The following is a 15,838-nucleotide window of genomic DNA, read 5'->3' as shown; positions in this document are numbered from 1 at the left end:
GTGCCACCGGCGGAAACTTCGGCCGGGGAGGGCCTGGTGAGGGGCCTGATGGGTAGGCTCGCTTGTTATGGAGCATGAGGTGTTCGTTCCGTTCCCCGTCGGCGATGTCCGACGGGTCCTCTCCGACCCCGCGCGCGTCGCCCGCTGTGTCCCCGGCCTCCAGCAGGACGCCGCGGACGCCTCCGACGCCACCGTCGCCGGCCGGCTCCGGCTGCGCATCGGCGGCTCCACCATCACCTACCGGGGCTCGCTGCGGCTGACCGAGCGGGACGGCTCCTTCGAGCTGTCGGGTGAAGGCGCGGAGGTGCGCGGCAACGGCACGGTGACGCTGGCGCTGACCGCGCTGGCGGAGGCCGTGCCCGGCGGTACGCGGCTGATCTGCGCGGCGCGGGTCGACTGCGGGGGACGCCTGGCGGAGTTCGACGCGAAGACCACCCAGACCACGGCCCGCCGGCTGCTGGAGCGGGTCGCGGTGGCCCTCGCGGAGGAACTGCGCAGGGACGCGGACGGCTCACCGGACGGCGACACCGCCGAAGCGGGCCCGCAGGTGCCCCTGGGAGAAGAGCCCGGTGACGGCCGGGACCTCGACGCCATCGAGGCGATCGACGCCATGGACGAACTCGACGACGAGGACGAAGAGGACGACGACGAGGACGACGCCCCGCCCGCCGAGGCGGCGCACGCCCGTCGCACGATGATCGGCCGCAGCGCGGAGGAGGTCGACCACGCCCCGCCGCGCGGTCGCTATGCCCCCGTCCCCGCCCCCGAGGCGGCGTCCGCCACGGCGGCGGCCCTCCGCTGGGCCGCACCCGCCGCGGCCGTGGCCCTGGCTTCGGCGGTGGTGGTGGGCCGGGCACTGCGCCGCCGCCGCTAGGCCGTGTCGTCCGCACCTCCGCTGCGCGGCGGTGTCCTCAAACGCCGGACGGGCTTGATGTGGCTGGCCTCAGCCCAATCAAGCCCGTCCGGCGATTGAGGACGCGCCCGCAGCCGAAGGCCTGCCGGACGGACTGCTGACTGCACGGCTGAGCCCAGCCCAATCAAGCCCGTCCGGCGCTTGAGGACGCGCCCGCAGGGCGCCCGCCGCCGCAGGCGGCCAGACGGGGCAGGTAGCCGAAAACCCGCCGGCCAGGCGCAGGCGGCATGCAGCCGAAAGACCGCCGGCCAGGCGAAAGGCCTCTAATGTCGGAGTGGTGAGCAACCATCAGACGAGCAAGACGCTGTTGAAGGCCGGGGACGCCGAGCTGACCGTGGACCCGCGGAACGGATGCCGGCTCACCAGCCTGCGGATCCGCGGCACCGAACTCCTGCGGCAGGGCGACAAGTACGGCGCCTTCCCCATGGTGCCCTGGTGCGGCCGCATCGAGCTGGGGCAGTTCCGCAATGGCGGCGAGCGCCATCAGATGCCCCTCAACGCCGGGCCGCACGCGATCCACGGCACCGGCCGGGACAGCGCTTGGCGCACGGTCCGCACGGAGGAGCGCTCCGCCGCCTTCACCTACGACCTCGCCGAACCCTGGCCGTACACCGGCCGGGTCACCCAGCTCGTGGAGCTGGCACCGGAATCGCTGACGCTGACGATGGGCGTCGAGACCTACGACAACTCCTTCCCGGCGCAAGCCGGCTGGCACCCGTGGTTCCTGCGGAACCTCGGCACGGGCAAGGACGTCGAGATCGACTTCCACCCCGCCTGGCAGGAGGAGCGCGGCGAGGACCATCTGCCCACGGGCCGTCGCACGGACCCCCTCCCCGGCCCCTGGGACGACTGCTTCGGCATGCCCGACGGCGTGGATGTCACCCTCACCTGGCCCGATCTGCTGGAGATGAAGATCGCCAGCCGCGCCGAGTGGGTCGTCGTCTACGACGAGCAGGACGAGGCCGTCTGCGTCGAGCCGCAGTCCGGCCCCCCGAACGGGCTGAACACCCTGCCCCGTCTGGTCACCCCGATCGACCCCCTGGAGATCTCCACGACGTGGAGCTGGCGCTCACTCGCCTAGGGCTGTCCTAAGCTCGTGCGCATGAGCGATGCGCGTGACGCCCTGCTGCAGCAGATCAAGGACAAGGCCGTGGTTCACGGCAAGGTGACCCTCTCCTCCGGCAAGGAGGCCGACTACTACATCGACCTGCGCCGGATCACCCTGGACGCCGAGGCGGCGCCGCTGGTCGGCCAGGTCATGCTGGACGCCACGGCGGACCTCGACTACGACGCCGTCGGCGGGCTCACCCTCGGCGCGGACCCGGTCGCCACCTCGATGCTGCACGCCGCCGCCGCGCGCGGCCGCAAGCTCGACGCGTTCGTCGTGCGCAAGGCGCAGAAGGCGCACGGCATGCAGCGCCGCATCGAGGGCCCGGACATCAAGGGCCGCCGGGTGCTGGTCGTCGAGGACACGTCCACCACGGGCGGCTCGCCGCTGACCGCGGTCGAGGCCGCGCGCGAGGCCGGTGCGGAGGTCGTCGCGGTGGCGACGATCGTCGACCGCGGTGCCGCCTCCGCGATCGAAGGCGCCGGTCTGCGCTATGTCACCGGTTATGCCCTCGGCGACCTCGACCTGGGCTGACCTGCGATTTCTTCTATTGATGCGCGAAGGGCGCGAGGTTTCACGTGAAACCTCGCGCCCTTCGCGCATCAATGACCTGTCCACCGTGTGGAGCGAATCGGGGAGTCTGGGAAGATGGGGGCGACGATGAACGTCGCCCCCTAAGGCCAGGCCACCCACGCCACCGCACATCACAAGGAGTGGACAGATGCCCATCGCAACCCCCGAGGTCTACAACGAGATGCTCGACCGGGCGAAGGCAGGCAAGTTCGCCTACCCGGCCATCAATGTGACCTCGACGCAGACGCTGCACGCCGCGCTGCGCGGTTTCGCCGAGGCGGAGAGCGACGGCATCATCCAGATCTCCACCGGTGGTGCGGAGTTCCTGGGCGGCCAGTACAGCAAGGACATGGTTTCCGGCGCGGTCGCGCTCGCCGAGTTCGCGCACGTCGTCGCCAAGAAGTACCCGGTGAACATCGCGCTGCACACCGACCACTGCCCGAAGGACAAGCTCGACGGCTACGTCCGTCCGCTGCTCGCCATCTCGCAGGAGCGCGTCGCCGCCGGCCAGAACCCGCTCTTCCAGTCCCACATGTGGGACGGCTCCGCCGAGAAGCTCGACGAGAACCTCGCCATCGCGCAGGAGCTGCTCGCCGAGGCCGTCAAGGCGAAGATCATCCTCGAGGTAGAGATCACCCCGACCGGTGGCGAGGAGGACGGCGTCTCGCACGAGATCAACGACGAGCTCTACACCACCGTCGCCGATGTCGAGCGCACCGCCGAGGCCCTCGGCCTGGGCGAGAAGGGCCGCTACCTGCTGGCCGCCTCCTTCGGCAACGTCCATGGTGTCTACAAGCCGGGCAACGTCGTGCTCCGCCCCGAGCTGCTCCGTGACCTCCAGGACGGCATCGCCGCCAAGTCCGGCAAGAACGACCCGTTCGACTTCGTCTTCCACGGCGGCTCCGGCTCCACGGCGGAGGAGATCCGCACCGCGCTGGAGAACGGCGTCGTGAAGATGAACCTCGACACGGACACGCAGTACGCCTTCACCCGCCCGGTCGCGGACCACATGTTCCGCAACTACGACGCGGTGCTGAAGGTCGACGGCGAGGTCGGCACCAAGTCGAAGTACGACCCGCGCACCTGGGGCAAGCTCGCCGAGGCCGGCATGGCCGAGCGCGTCACCAAGGCCTGTGCCGACCTGCGCGCCACGGGCACGAAGCTGAAGTAAGCGGCCGAGGCCGTAGGACAGGGCCCGGTCCCCCGCTCGCGCGGTGGGACCGGGCCCTGTCCCGTTCCCCCGCCGCGCTGGCCGGGTGCACGTTATGCGGGGATGATTCCGGTATGAGCGACCCTGCGCGGGAGCCGGTGACCGACCCGGACACCGTCCCGCAGGAGCCCGCCGCCGCCGACGCCGTACGCCTGGGCACCCCCGTCGGCCGCTGGGTGCTGCTGACCGCCGTCCTCGGCTCGGGGATGGCGCTGCTGGACAGCACCGTCGTCAATGTGGCCCTGCCGCGCATCGGCGCCGACCTCGACGCGGACCTGCCCGTCCTCCAGTGGACCGTCAACGGCTACATGCTCACCCTCGCCTCACTGATCCTGCTGGGCGGCGCCCTGGGGGACCGGTTCGGGCGGCGGCGGGTGTTCGTGATCGGCGTGGTGTGGTTCGCCCTCGCCTCCCTGCTGTGCGGGGTGGCGCCGGACGCCGGGGTGCTGATCGCGGCGCGGGCGCTCCAGGGCATCGGCGGGGCGCTGCTCACCCCTGGCTCACTGGCGCTGATCCAGGCGGTCTTCCATCCCGACGACCGGGCCGGGGCGGTCGGCGCGTGGTCCGGCCTGGGCGGGGTGGCCGCGGCGGTCGGCCCCTTCGTCGGCGGCTATCTGGTGGACGGGCCCGGCTGGCGCTGGGTGTTCCTGATCAATCTGCCGCTGGCCGCCGTGTGTGTCCCGGTCGCCCTGAAACACGTACCCGAGACCCGCGCACCCGGCACGCACGGCCGCTTCGACGTACTCGGCGCGACGCTCGGCGCGCTGGCCCTCGGCGCGGTGACCTACGCGCTGATCGCCGCCCCCGACAAGGGCGCGTCGCCGTGGGTGATCGGCCCGGCGGTCGCCGGGGTGCTGCTGGGCGCGGCGTTCGTCCACGTCGAGGCGCACCGCCCCGACCCGATGCTGCCGCCGGGGCTCTTCTCCAGCCGGATGTTCTCGGCCGTCAACGCGGTCACGGTGTGCGTGTACGCGGCCTTCGGCGGCTTCTTCTTCCTCTCGGTCCTGCAGCTCCAGGTCGTGGTCGGCTGGTCCGCGCTCGCCGCGGGGACCGCGCTGCTGCCCACGACGGTGCTGATGCTGCTGCTGTCGGCCCGCTCGGGCCGGATCGCGACCCGTATCGGGCCCCGCCTCCCGCTGACCGTCGGGCCGCTGCTGTGCGCGGCGGGCATGCTGCTCATGACCCGTGCCGGGCCGGACGCGGTGTACTGGCGGGACGTACTGCCCGCCCTCGTCGTCCTCGGCCTGGGCATGGTGGTCCTGGTCGCGCCGCTCACCGCGACGGTCCTCGCCTCGGTCGACGTCGCCCGCGCGGGCCTGGCCAGCGGCATCAACAACGCCGCCGCCCGCGCGGCGGGCCTCATCGCCGTCGCCGCGCTGCCGCTGCTCGCGGGCATGAGCCCGGACGCCTACCGCGATCCCGCGGGCTTCGAGGACACGTTCCGGCGGGCGATGTTCTGGTGCGCGGGCACGCTGGTGGTGGGGGCGGGGCTGGCGTGGTGGACCGTGGGCGCACGTGCGCTCCGGACCCGAAAACGATGCCATCCGGAGTGCGCGTACCACTGCGGGGTGTCGTCCCCGCCACTGGATCCGGGCAGTGCCGGTGCCTCCGGCGGTTCCTAGGAGGGCGTGCACTGCGGGCAGCCCCGCACCACCGCTGCGCGGCGGGTCCTCAATCTCCCCCAGCTACCGCTGGGAGGTGCCCCCAGCGGGCTCGATTGGGCTGGGCTCAGCGGAAACCAGCCCATCCGGCGATTGAGGACGCGCCCGCAGGCGCCCCGCCGCCGCAGGCGGCAAGCGGACGTGCTGCGAACGTCAGCCGAGCGTATTGGCGGCCGTCGGCGAGCTGTCCCGCAGGAACGTCGAGCAGCGCTCGTGCTCCTCGTGCTCGCCGATGGCACCCGCCGCGCGGGCGAGGGCGTGCAGGGCACGCAGGAAGCCGCGGTTCGGCTCGTGCTCGAAGGGCACCGGGCCGTGGCCCTTCCAGCCGCTGCGCCGCAGCGCGTCGAGGCCGCGGTGGTAGCCGGTACGCGCGTACGCGTACGACTCGACGACCCGGCCACCGTCGAACGCCTCGTCGGCGAGCTGCGCCCACGCGAGCGAGGACGCCGGGTACTTCGCGGCGACCTCGGCGGGGGCCGCCCCGGAGGCGAGCAGCTCACGCGGCTCCGGGTCGTCGGGCAGATGGGTCGGGGGCGGTCCCCCGAGCAGGTTCTCGTGAATCGACATGGCCCCCAGTCTGCCTTGTCGCTGCGCCGGCCGGACCCGTCGAACGACAGCCCGCAGAAGCCCACGGCCCGGCCCCCCACCGATCCCCCTCCAGCCCGGCCCCGCACCGGGCCACCGTCCCGCACCGGGACACAGCCCCGCGCAGCGACACCGCACCGCAACCCCACAACGCCACCCCTTGCAGGGAACCGCACCCGCGACGCATGATGCGCGCAGGGGACCGGGGCTCCGATGCCGACAGGAAGGGGCGGACCGCTACCCGGAGTACTCCCCCAGAGCCTGAACGGCCTGGGGGTACCCCCAGCCGAGGAGACAGCGATGTCGCAGCCGCAACCGTCCCGCCCCCAAGCCCCGCAGGGCATGGCCCCGCAGGGCCATGGCAACGGAATCGAGCCGGAGCCCCCGGCGGCCCCGAATCTCGACTTCGAGGGGTCCACCCCGTACGAGGACTACGTCCGGGCGTCCGTTCTCACCCACCTCCAGAAGACGCTCTCCGACGACCCCGGCGAGATGGTCTTCCTCGTCACCACGCAGGTCATGGAGCTGTGGTTCACGGTCATCGTGCACGAGTGGGAGACCGCCGCGAAGGCGCTGCGCGAGGACGACCTGCCGACCGCGATGGCCGCGCTCAAGCGCTCCACGTACGAGCTGGAATCGCTCAACGCCTCCTGGGAGCCGCTCGCGCACCTGACACCGGCCCAGTTCAACGGCTTCCGCGCCGCGCTCGGCGACGGCTCGGGCTTTCAGTCCGCGATGTACCGCCGGCTGGAGTTCCTGCTCGGGGACAAGTCCGCGTCCATGCTGGTGCCGCACCAGGGCACGCCGCGGGTGCACGCCGAGCTGGAGAAGGCGCTGCACGAGCCGAGCCTGTACGACGAGGTGCTGCGTTACCTCGGGCGGCTCGGTCACGCGGTACCCGACAGCGTCCACGACCGTGACGTCTCCGAGCGGTACGTCCCCGACCCGGCGGTCGAGGAGGTCTGGCAGCGCGTCTACGCGGGCGACCAGAACAGCGAGGCCTGCCGGCTGGGCGAGGCCCTGACCGAGGTGGCGGAGCTGGTCTGGCGCTGGCGCAACGACCACCTCGTCGCCACCCGGCGGGCCATGGGCTCGAAGGTGGGAACGGGCGGTTCGGCGGGGGTGGCCTGGCTGGAGCGCCGCGCGACGAAGAACGTCTTCCCCGAGCTGTGGACGGCGCGCAGCCATGTCTGACCTCGACGCGATGACGAGCGACGCCACCGCCCTCGACGCCGCCGACGGACTCCGCGGCAAGCGCGCCGCGTTCGCCCTCGACGACCTCGCCGAGGGCGCCTACCTCGACGGGAACTCCCTCGGCGCCCTGCCCCGCGCCGTCGCCGGCCGGCTCGCCGACGTCGTCGAGCGCGAATGGGGGCGGCTGCGCATCCGCTCCTGGGACGAGTCCGGGTGGTGGACCGCGCCCGAGCGGGTCGGGGACCGGATCGGCCGGCTCGTCGGGGCCGCACCCGGGCAGGTCGTCGTGGGCGACTCGACGAGCGTCAACGTCTTCAAGGCCGTCGTCGCCGCCGTCCGCACGGCCGGTGAGGAGCGCGACGAGATCCTCGTGGACGAGGCGACGTTCCCCACCGACGGCTATATCGCCGAGTCCGCGGCCCGGCTGACGGGCCGTACGCTGCGGCCCGTCGCGGCGGGCGACCTGCCCGCCGCCTTCGGCCCGCGCACCGCCGTCGCGCTCGTCAACCACGTCGACTACCGCACCGGCCGCCTGCACGACCTGCCCGGTACGACGGCCGCCGCGCACGCGGCCGGGGCGCTCGTCGTCTGGGACCTGTGCCACAGTGCGGGCGCGCTGCCCGTCGGGCTCGACGCGCACGGCGTGGACTTCGCCGTCGGCTGCACGTACAAGTACCTCAACGGCGGTCCCGGTTCACCCGCGTACCTGTATGTGCGGCGTGAGATGCAGGGCCGCTTCGACTCGCCGCTGCCCGGCTGGAACTCCCACGCCGACCCCTTCGCCATGGCACCCGCCTACGCCCCCGCCGAGGGCGCCGCCCGGGGCCGGGTCGGCACGCCCGACATCCTGTCCCTCCTCGCCCTCGAAGCGGCCCTGGACGTATGGGACGACGTGAGCATCGAGGCCGTACGGGCCAAGAGCCTCGCGCTCACGGACTTCTTCCTGCGCCGCGTCGAGGAGCACGTGCCGAAGGGCCGCCTGGAGTGCCTCACCCCCACCCCGCACGGCGAACGCGGCAGCCAGGTGTCGCTGCGCTGCCCCGACGCGGGCGAGGTGATGGCCGACCTCGTCCGTCGCGGCATCGTCGGCGACTTCCGCCGCCCGGACGTCCTGCGCTTCGGCTTCACCCCGCTCTACACCTCCTTCGCCGACGCGGAGCGGGCGGCGCGGGTGCTCGCCGAGGTGCTGGCCGAGGTCCCGGGCCCGTGACCGAGGACGCCCTGGCCGAGGACGCCGTGACCGAGGACGCCCTGGCCGAGGACGCCGTGACCGAGGACGCCGTGGCCGAGGACGCAGTGACCGAGGACCTCGACGACATCGAGTACGCCGCGCTGTGCGCCCTTCCCGACGTACCGCCGGACGGCACCGTCGCGTACGGCGACCACCCCAGCCAGGTGATCGCCCGTTACGCGGCGGCCCGGCCGACGGGTATCCGGCTGACGCTCCTTCACGGCGGTTTCTGGCGCGAGACCTACGACCGGTGGCACCTCTCGCCGTTGGCCGCCGAGCTGACCCGGCACGGCGTGGACGTGGCGCTCGTGGAGTACCGCCGGCTCGGCGGGGGCGGCGGCAGTCCGCAGACCTTCGACGACGTCCTGCGGGCCCTGGAGACCCTGGAGGCGCTGGAAGGGCCCGCCGGCCGGCATCTGCTCGCCGGCCACTCGGCGGGCGGCCACCTCGCCCTCTGGGCGGCGTCCGCGTCCGGGCCGGCCGCCGCCGCCCCGGCCGTGGACGGGGTCGTCGCCGTGGCGGCCGTCACGGACCTGGAGCGGGCCCGGGAGCTTCGGCTCGGCGAGGGCATCGTCGAGGAACTGCTCGGCGGGGGCGACGGGCGGGACATCGACCCCGTGCGGTGCCTGCCCGCCCGCGCGCCCGTGACGCTCCTGCACGGGACCGCGGACCTCGTCGTGCCCGTCGAGCTCTCCCACCGCTACGCCGCCGCGGCCCGCGCGGCGGCCGGGGTGGCCGAGGTCCGTGCCCTCGGTGGTGTCGGTCACTTCGCGCCTGTGACTCCCGGCACAGCCGCGTGCGCGGCGCTGGTGGCGGCTCTCACCGGACAACCGCACGTCACAGCCGTGCCGTAGCCGCGTAGTACTTGAGACGGACCTCCACAGATCCGCATCCATGCGGACGCTTTCCGCGAACCCCTTGCCTACGGTTGTTGACGTGACCGACACCTATGAGAGCACCCCGCGCAATGAGCTGCGGATGGCGAAAGGCGCCCTGAGCGGGCTCCGCGAGGACCTCTTCACCGATGCCTTCGCCTTCCGCCCGCTGCCGCCGCTCGCCGCGGACCACGTCCTGGTCCGCAGGCTGCCGCGGCGTGCCGCGCGCTGGACGCGGTGGTTCCCGCACGCGACGCTCGTCGGCTTCGCCTTCGTCGTCATGATGGGGACCGCCGAACGCGAGGGCGGCCTCTTCGGTCTCTTCATCGCGCTGATGGTCGGCGTGCCGATGGTCATGACCCTCTTCCGGCCGGTCGGCGCGTGGTGGCTGTCGATCGGCTCGATGGCCTTCGCCGGGGTGTTCCTGGGCACGTACGGCTTCGGTCCGTGGTCCCCGGGCGGATACTTCTCCCACCTCGCCGTGATGCTGGTCGTGGCGCTGCGGACGCGCCCGCGGACCGCGGCCGAGATGTGGCTGCTCACCGGTGCGCTGGGGCTCTTCTTCGCCGTGTTCCTGCGGGCGGTCCGCCCCTACGGCGAGGCCTACTTCGTCTCCGACATGTTCCAGATGATGGTCCTCTCCGGGATCGTGCTCTTCGTCGTCCTCGCCGTGCGCGGGCTGCGCGAGACCAAGCAGCAGGTCGTCGCCCAGGCGGCCGTCACCGAGGTCGAGCGGTCCCGGCGGACGGTGCTGGAGGAGCGCACGACCATCGCCCGCGAGCTGCACGACGTGGTCGCGCACCACATGTCCGTCGTCGCCATCCAGGCCGAGGCCGCCCCCTACCGGGTCCAGGACACCCCGCCCGAGCTGGCCGCCGCGTTCCAGACGATCCGGGAGAACGCCGTCGCCGCGCTCACCGAACTACGCCGCGTGCTCGGCGTCGTACGGTCCGAGAACCCCGACGCCTTCGCCGACCCCGAGGCCCCGCAGCCCACCCTCGCGGCCCTGGACGGGCTGCTCGACAACGTCCGCTCGGCCGGGCTGGACGTCGAACGGGTCACGACGGGCTCGGTGCGGCCCCTGCCGCAGGGCGTGGAGCTGTCCGCGTACCGCATCGTCCAGGAGGCGCTCAGCAACGTGCTGCGCCACGCGCCCGGCGCGCACGCGCGAGTGGAGATCTCCTACGTCCTCGGCGGCCTCGGCCTGCGGGTCGTCAACGGCCCGCCGAACCGGCTCGCCAAACCCTCCCCGGGCGCCGGGCACGGGGTGCTCGGCATGCGCGAACGCGTCACCATGCTCGGCGGCGAGATGACGGCGGAGACCACCGACGAGGGCGGCTACGAGATCGCCGCCTTCCTCCCCGTCGCGGTCGGCGAGGCAGCGGCATGACCATCCGTGTGCTGATCGTGGACGACCAGATGATGGTCCGCGAGGGCTTCTCCGTCCTGCTGAACGCCCAGCCCGACATCGAGGTCGTCGGCGAGGCCGTGGACGGCCGGCAGGCCGTCGAGCAGGTCGCGGCGCTGCGCCCCGACGTCGTCCTGATGGACATCCGCATGCCCGTGCTCAACGGACTGGAGGCGACCCGCGAGATCGTCGCCGCCGACGAGGGGGCGAAGGTGCTGGTGCTCACCACCTTCGACCTCGACGAATACGTCTACCAGGCGCTGCGGGCCGGAGCCAGCGGCTTCCTGCTCAAGGACGCCTCCGCCCGGCAGCTCGCCGACGGCGTGCGCGTCGTCGCCGACGGAGAGGCGCTCCTCGCGCCCACGGTCACCAAGCGGCTCATCCAGGAGTTCTCCCGCCTCGGCACGCCCAAGCCGCCCAGCCAGGAGCGGATCGCCGATCTCACCGAGCGGGAGACCGAGGTCTTGGTCCTGGTCGCCCAGGGCCGCTCCAACTCCGAGATCGCCACCCGGCTCGTCGTCGCCGAGTCCACCGTCAAGACGCACGTCAGCCGGATCCTGGTGAAGCTGGGGCTGCGCGACCGTACCCAGGCGGCGGTCTTCGCCTACGAGGCGGGCCTGGTGACGCCGGGCGGGTGAACCCCGTTCAACACGGCAGCGTCAGCCGCCACGCCCCCGGCCGGACCGTCCAGGTGCGGCTGCGGACCGGGCCCGCGCCCACCTCGTCGGCGCGGTAGCGGAAGTCCGGCCCGGAGACCGTGACCGCGCGGGCCCGGGCCCGTACCGGGCGGGCCGAGGAGCGGTGGTGGACCACGACCTCCGCGAGGCCGTCCACGACCGACACCCTCACCCGCTCGACGGGCTGGTCCAGATCCGCCAGCAGCACCCCGTCCGCCTCCACCCGCAGCCGGGTGCAGGAGGGCAGCGAATGGCGCGCGGCGGGGCCCGCGAGCAGCGCCAGGGCCGTCCGGGCGGTCCGCGCGGCCGGAGACCACCAGCTCTGGTGCCCGCCCGCCGTCAGGGCCTGCCGCCGGGACCAGGCAGGCCCACCGGGGCCGTCGGGCCCCACCGGCCCGGCCGGCCCGTCCAGGCCCTCCGGCCCGCCGTCCGGGCGCCGTGGGCCCAGCGGCCCGTCGCCGACCACCCCGGCCGTGTACGGGGCCGCTCCCGGTACGTACGCGTCCGGCACGCACACCTCGCCCAGCACCACCCCGTCGCTGTCGTCGACCAGCAGGTCCAGCGGGTGCGGCGCGCCGTCCAGCACCGCCCGGGCGGCCGCCACGGGGCCGCGCGGCACGCCGAGCGCGTGCGCCAGCGCGACCGTGTGCGGCGCGCCGACCGGGACCATCGACAGAGCGGATTCGGCCAATTCCCGACGCCGGTGCAGCAGGCCCACGACCCGCAGCAGCGCGCGGTCGTCGCCGATCACGACGGGACGCCGGCCACGCCGCGCCAGAGCTCTGGAAACGTCCTCGGGGCCGTCCGTGAGACAGATTTTCGCCACCGCCCCGGCGCACAGAACATCCCTCGCGATCCGCACGGACTCGCCGTCCGCGCGCCGTGCGACCGGGTCGATGATCACGAGCAGAGGCTGCCCGGACGGGTCTGGAGCCGACACCTCGGTCCTTCCTCAGGTAATCTCTCGGTGCAAGAGCCCCTGTCGCTGTTGCGCCAGGGGCTTCGTCTATCCGGGGCACCGGTTCGACGGCTCTAGCGATGGTGCACCCCCGCACAAGGCGGGATTACGCCACCACGCACGTTGGACATGCCCCGCCCGGAAGGGGTGTACGCCTGTGCCCGCACTTGTGCTGCTCGGTGCTCAGTGGGGTGACGAGGGCAAGGGAAAGGCCACCGACCTCCTCGGTGGATCCGTGGACTATGTGGTGCGCTACCAAGGTGGCAACAACGCCGGCCACACGGTCGTCGTAGGCGACCAGAAATACGCGCTGCATCTCCTCCCCTCCGGAATCCTCTCGCCGGGGTGTACCCCGGTGATCGGCAACGGTGTCGTCGTCGACCCGGCGGTCCTGCTCTCCGAGCTGAGCGGACTCAACGAGCGCGGCGTGGACACGTCCAAGCTGCTGCTCAGCGGTAACGCGCATCTGATCACGCCGTACCACACGACCGTCGACAAGGTGACGGAACGCTTCCTCGGCTCGCGGAAGATCGGCACCACGGGCCGCGGTATCGGCCCGACCTACGCGGACAAGATCAACCGCGTCGGCATCCGGGTCCAGGACCTCTACGACGAGTCGATCCTGACCCAGAAGGTCGAGGCTGCCCTCGACTTCAAGAACCAGATCCTCGCGAAGCTCTACAACCGCCGGGCCATCGAGGCCGGCGCGATCGTCGAGGAGCTGCTCACCTACGCCGAGCAGATCAAGCCGTACGTGGCCGACACGACGCTGATCCTGAACAACGCCATCGACGAGGGCAAGGTCGTCCTCTTCGAGGGCGGCCAGGGCACGCTGCTCGACGTCGACCACGGCACGTACCCCTTCGTGACCTCGTCGAACCCGACCGCGGGCGGCGCCTGCACGGGCGCCGGCGTCGGCCCCACGAAGATCAGCCGGGTGATCGGCATCCTCAAGGCGTACACCACGCGCGTCGGCGCCGGCCCGTTCCCGACCGAGCTGTTCGACAAGGACGGCGAGGCGCTGCGGACCATCGGTGGCGAGCGCGGTGTGACCACCGGCCGTGACCGCCGCTGTGGCTGGTTCGACGCGGTCATCGCCCGCTACGCGACCCGCGTCAACGGTCTGACGGACTTCTTCCTCACCAAGCTCGACGTGCTGACGGGCTGGGAGCAGATCCCGGTCTGCGTCGCGTACGAGATCGACGGCAAGCGCGTCGAGGAGCTGCCCTACAGCCAGAGCGACTTCCACCACGCGAAGCCGATCTACGAAATGCTGCCGGGCTGGTCCGAGGACATCACCAAGGCCAAGACCTTCGCCGACCTGCCGAAGAACGCGCAGGCCTACGTGAAGGCGCTGGAGGAGATGTCCGGCGCGCCGATCTCCGCGATCGGCGTCGGCCCGGGCCGCACCGAGACGATCGAGATCAACTCGTTCCTCTCGTAAGGCACGGCTCGTAAGGCACGGCTCGTGACGCACGGCTCGTGACGCAGGCCGCGTCAGACGCGGCCTGTCGGACACGGCCTTCGCTGTGACAGCGCCCCGGTGGTCCGCCACCGGGGCGCTTCGCGTTGTGCCGTCAGCTCCGCTTCGTGTAGATCAGCGGTTCCTTGTCCGTTCCGATGAACATCCGGCGCAGGCTGCCGTCGGGGAGCAGGGTCAGCTCGGTGGCCTCGCCCGGCTGGCAGGACGTGGTGGGCTCGGCGACGGTGACCCGGGACGGGCCGAGCCGCACCGAGCCACCGGAGGTTGGGGCCGCGCCCAGGTCGGCGACCCACGCGCAGCGGTAGACGGTGCCGTACTCGTTCGTGCCGTGGCCGCTGATGTCGGCCACTGTGGTGCCGACGGGCCCCTGCTGCAGGACGATCCGGCGGGTGTTGGCGCCGCCGGCCGTCTGGAAGTCGGACTCCCAGGTGCCGATGAACGCCTGGGGGACCGGGCCGGCGGCGGGGCTGGCCTTGGCCTGGCCGGGCGTCGAGGCGCCGGCCGACGCCGAGGGGCCGGACGCCGGGCCCGCGGTGCCGGGCGTCGTGGTCGGCGAGGTGACCGGGCCGGGGCCGCTGCGCCCCTCGTCTTTCGTGTCCCGGTTCAGCAGGTACACGGTCCCGCCGCCCGCGAGCAGCCCGGCGGTCACGACCGCCGCCAGCACGAAGGGCGCCACGGACCGGCGCCGCTCGGGCGGGGGCGGCGTGGTGTGGACCCCGGAGTCGTACGGGCCGGGGCCGTACGGGCCCGGGTGCGGGTGAGTGTGAACGGGTGAGCCGGAGGGGACGGGCGGGGTGGGGACGGCCGGGGGCAGCGGTTGCGCGGCCGGTCCGGCGGTCATGGTCGGCAGGTCCACCGGACGCCCGTCGGGGCGCGGGTCCACCTGGGTCAGCGGGTTCGCGGCGGCGGGGTCCTCGACGTCGAGCAGCCGTACCGCGTGCCGCCCCAGCTGGGCGACGAGGCCGCCGGGCAGCCAGGGCTCCGCCGAGCGCAGGTCCGTCAGCAGGTCCCGTACGCCCGTACGCTCCAGGGCCTCCTCGGGCGTGGGGCGGTCGGCGGGGTCCTTGGCGAGGAAGTCGGCTATCAGCGGACGCAGCGGCTCCGGCACATCGGTGAGATCCGGCTCCTCCTGCGCGATGCGGTAGAGCAGGGCGTGGACGCCGCTGTCCGCCGTGCCGAAGGGCATGCGGCCGGTCGCGGCGTAGGCCAGCACCGCGCCGAGGCAGAAGACGTCGCTCGCGGCCGTGACCTTGGCGCCGCGCACCTGCTCGGGCGACATGAAGCCGGGCGAGCCGACGGCCGCGCCGGTGCGGGTGAGGTTGCTGTCGGTGACCGTCTCCAGGGCGCGGGCGATGCCGAAGTCGATGACGCGCGGCCCGTCCAGGGTGATCAGGACGTTCGACGGCTTGAGGTCGCGGTGGACGATGCCGGCGGCGTGGACGGCCTGGAGGGCGCGCGCGAGCCCGGCGCCGAGGATGCGGACGGTCCGCTCGGGCAGCGGCCCGTAGTCGCGGTCGACGACCTGCCGCAGCGACGGCCCGGCGATGTAGCCGGTGGCGACCCACGGGATGTCCGCCTCGGTGTCCGCGTCGAGGACCGGCGCGGTCCACTCGCCGCCGACCTGCCGGGCCGACCGCACCTCCTGACGGAAGCGCCTGCGGAACTCCTCCTGGCCGGCCAGCTCCCGCTGGACCAGCTTGACCGCGACCGTACGCCCCCGGTCCGAGCGGGCCAGATAGACCCGGCCCATGCCGCCCGCGCCCAGTCGGCCAAGCAGCCGGTACGCGCCGAGACTGTGTGGATCTTCTGGTTGCAGACTGTCCATGATGTCGCCTTCCCCCGGTTCCCCCGATGGCCCCCCGGTGTCGTCCGGGGCGCCCAGCCGAGGCCCTTGCTTCGAGACTGCCGCACGCAGCCCTCGCGGGAGAATAGCCGGACACCAAAGAGCCGGGGCCCGCACCG

14 protein-coding genes are annotated in these 15,838 nt (G+C 72.9%); 11 read left to right on the top strand and 3 right to left on the bottom strand.

Translation table 11 applies throughout. The annotated features are described in order from the left end of the window. The first annotated feature begins 67 nt into the window (after positions 1–67). The 5 genes from ACZ53N_RS17250 (at position 68) to ACZ53N_RS17230 (ending at position 5,426) form a co-directional block, all read left to right on the top strand. Positions 68–874, top strand: a complete 807-nt coding sequence (locus ACZ53N_RS17250) for an SRPBCC domain-containing protein (RefSeq protein ID WP_469141665.1) — start codon at positions 68–70, stop codon at positions 872–874. Positions 875–1,190: 316 nt separating this feature from the next. Further along, complete coding sequence (locus ACZ53N_RS17245; protein WP_469141664.1) at positions 1,191–1,994, top strand: aldose epimerase family protein; 804 nt, start codon at positions 1,191–1,193, stop codon at positions 1,992–1,994. Positions 1,995–2,015: 21 nt separating this feature from the next. Beyond that, positions 2,016–2,555 (top strand): orotate phosphoribosyltransferase, encoded by a 540-nt coding sequence (gene pyrE, locus ACZ53N_RS17240; protein ID WP_130878728.1) that lies wholly within the window; start codon positions 2,016–2,018, stop codon positions 2,553–2,555. A gap of 187 nt (positions 2,556–2,742) precedes the next feature. Continuing rightward, a complete protein-coding gene (gene fbaA, locus ACZ53N_RS17235) occupies positions 2,743–3,765 on the top strand; it encodes a class II fructose-bisphosphate aldolase (protein WP_184734578.1) in 1,023 nt (340 codons plus the stop codon). Positions 3,766–3,878: 113 nt separating this feature from the next. Beyond that, positions 3,879–5,426, top strand: coding sequence for an MFS transporter (locus tag ACZ53N_RS17230; RefSeq protein WP_469141663.1), 1,548 nt, complete (start codon positions 3,879–3,881; stop codon positions 5,424–5,426). A 192-nt stretch (positions 5,427–5,618) separates the two neighbouring features. Here the strand turns inward: ACZ53N_RS17230 and ACZ53N_RS17225 are convergent, their stop codons facing one another. Continuing rightward, positions 5,619–6,032 (bottom strand): DUF3151 domain-containing protein, encoded by a 414-nt coding sequence (locus tag ACZ53N_RS17225; RefSeq protein WP_356458270.1) that lies wholly within the window; start codon positions 6,030–6,032, stop codon positions 5,619–5,621. 360 nt (positions 6,033–6,392) lie between these two features. Between ACZ53N_RS17225 and ACZ53N_RS17220 the strand changes: the two genes are divergently transcribed. The 5 genes from ACZ53N_RS17220 (at position 6,393) to ACZ53N_RS17200 (ending at position 11,396) form a co-directional block, all read left to right on the top strand. Continuing rightward, complete coding sequence (locus tag ACZ53N_RS17220) at positions 6,393–7,244, top strand: tryptophan 2,3-dioxygenase family protein (RefSeq protein WP_469141747.1); 852 nt, start codon at positions 6,393–6,395, stop codon at positions 7,242–7,244. Next, positions 7,237–8,454: a kynureninase gene (kynU, locus tag ACZ53N_RS17215; protein ID WP_469141662.1), complete on the top strand. Its 1,218-nt coding sequence runs from the start codon at positions 7,237–7,239 to the stop codon at positions 8,452–8,454. Before ACZ53N_RS17220 ends, kynU begins: the two co-directional genes overlap by 8 nt. After that, a complete protein-coding gene (locus ACZ53N_RS17210; protein ID WP_469141661.1) occupies positions 8,451–9,329 on the top strand; it encodes an alpha/beta hydrolase fold domain-containing protein in 879 nt (292 codons plus the stop codon). Before kynU ends, ACZ53N_RS17210 begins: the two co-directional genes overlap by 4 nt. A gap of 124 nt (positions 9,330–9,453) precedes the next feature. Beyond that, the gene (locus ACZ53N_RS17205; RefSeq protein WP_469141746.1) at positions 9,454–10,740 is read left to right on the top strand and encodes a sensor histidine kinase; all 1,287 of its coding nucleotides are present in this window, start codon (positions 9,454–9,456) and stop codon (positions 10,738–10,740) included. Beyond that, a complete protein-coding gene (locus tag ACZ53N_RS17200; RefSeq protein WP_130878734.1) occupies positions 10,737–11,396 on the top strand; it encodes a response regulator in 660 nt (219 codons plus the stop codon). Before ACZ53N_RS17205 ends, ACZ53N_RS17200 begins: the two co-directional genes overlap by 4 nt. Positions 11,397–11,403: 7 nt before the next feature. Here ACZ53N_RS17200 and ACZ53N_RS17195 read toward each other — a convergent pair whose 3' ends face one another. Next, complete coding sequence (locus ACZ53N_RS17195) at positions 11,404–12,339, bottom strand: diacylglycerol kinase family protein (RefSeq protein ID WP_469141660.1); 936 nt, start codon at positions 12,337–12,339, stop codon at positions 11,404–11,406. A 211-nt stretch (positions 12,340–12,550) separates the two neighbouring features. Between ACZ53N_RS17195 and ACZ53N_RS17190 the strand changes: the two genes are divergently transcribed. After that, positions 12,551–13,837, top strand: a complete 1,287-nt coding sequence (locus ACZ53N_RS17190; RefSeq protein WP_130878736.1) for an adenylosuccinate synthase — start codon at positions 12,551–12,553, stop codon at positions 13,835–13,837. 133 nt (positions 13,838–13,970) lie between these two features. On the opposite strand, the gene ACZ53N_RS17185 is transcribed toward ACZ53N_RS17190, so the two are convergent. Next, positions 13,971–15,701: a serine/threonine-protein kinase gene (locus ACZ53N_RS17185; RefSeq protein WP_469141659.1), complete on the bottom strand. Its 1,731-nt coding sequence runs from the start codon at positions 15,699–15,701 to the stop codon at positions 13,971–13,973. Positions 15,702–15,838: the final 137 nt, after the last annotated feature.

It is taken from the genome of Streptomyces sp. NPDC033229 (assembly GCF_055576875.1).
The sequence above is the reverse complement of the archived record's forward strand: the minus strand, read 5'-3'. Positions and strand labels throughout refer to the sequence as shown.

Bases quoted from the DNA above. Each gene is read 5' to 3' on its own strand.
- fbaA (WP_184734578.1), top strand. From the start codon at position 2,743: ATGCCCATCGCAACCCCCGAGGTCTACAACGAGATGCTCGACCGGGCG.
- ACZ53N_RS17205 (WP_469141746.1), top strand. From the start codon at position 9,454: ATGGCGAAAGGCGCCCTGAGCGGGCTCCGCGAGGACCTCTTCACCGAT.
- ACZ53N_RS17200 (WP_130878734.1), top strand. From the start codon at position 10,737: ATGACCATCCGTGTGCTGATCGTGGACGACCAGATGATGGTCCGCGAG.
- ACZ53N_RS17250 (WP_469141665.1), top strand. From the start codon at position 68: ATGGAGCATGAGGTGTTCGTTCCGTTCCCCGTCGGCGATGTCCGACGG.
- kynU (WP_469141662.1), top strand. From the start codon at position 7,237: ATGTCTGACCTCGACGCGATGACGAGCGACGCCACCGCCCTCGACGCC.
- ACZ53N_RS17220 (WP_469141747.1), top strand. From the start codon at position 6,393: ATGGCCCCGCAGGGCCATGGCAACGGAATCGAGCCGGAGCCCCCGGCG.
- ACZ53N_RS17185 (WP_469141659.1), bottom strand. From the start codon at position 15,701: ATGGACAGTCTGCAACCAGAAGATCCACACAGTCTCGGCGCGTACCGG.
- ACZ53N_RS17225 (WP_356458270.1), bottom strand. From the start codon at position 6,032: ATGTCGATTCACGAGAACCTGCTCGGGGGACCGCCCCCGACCCATCTG.
- pyrE (WP_130878728.1), top strand. From the start codon at position 2,016: ATGAGCGATGCGCGTGACGCCCTGCTGCAGCAGATCAAGGACAAGGCC.
- ACZ53N_RS17230 (WP_469141663.1), top strand. From the start codon at position 3,879: ATGAGCGACCCTGCGCGGGAGCCGGTGACCGACCCGGACACCGTCCCG.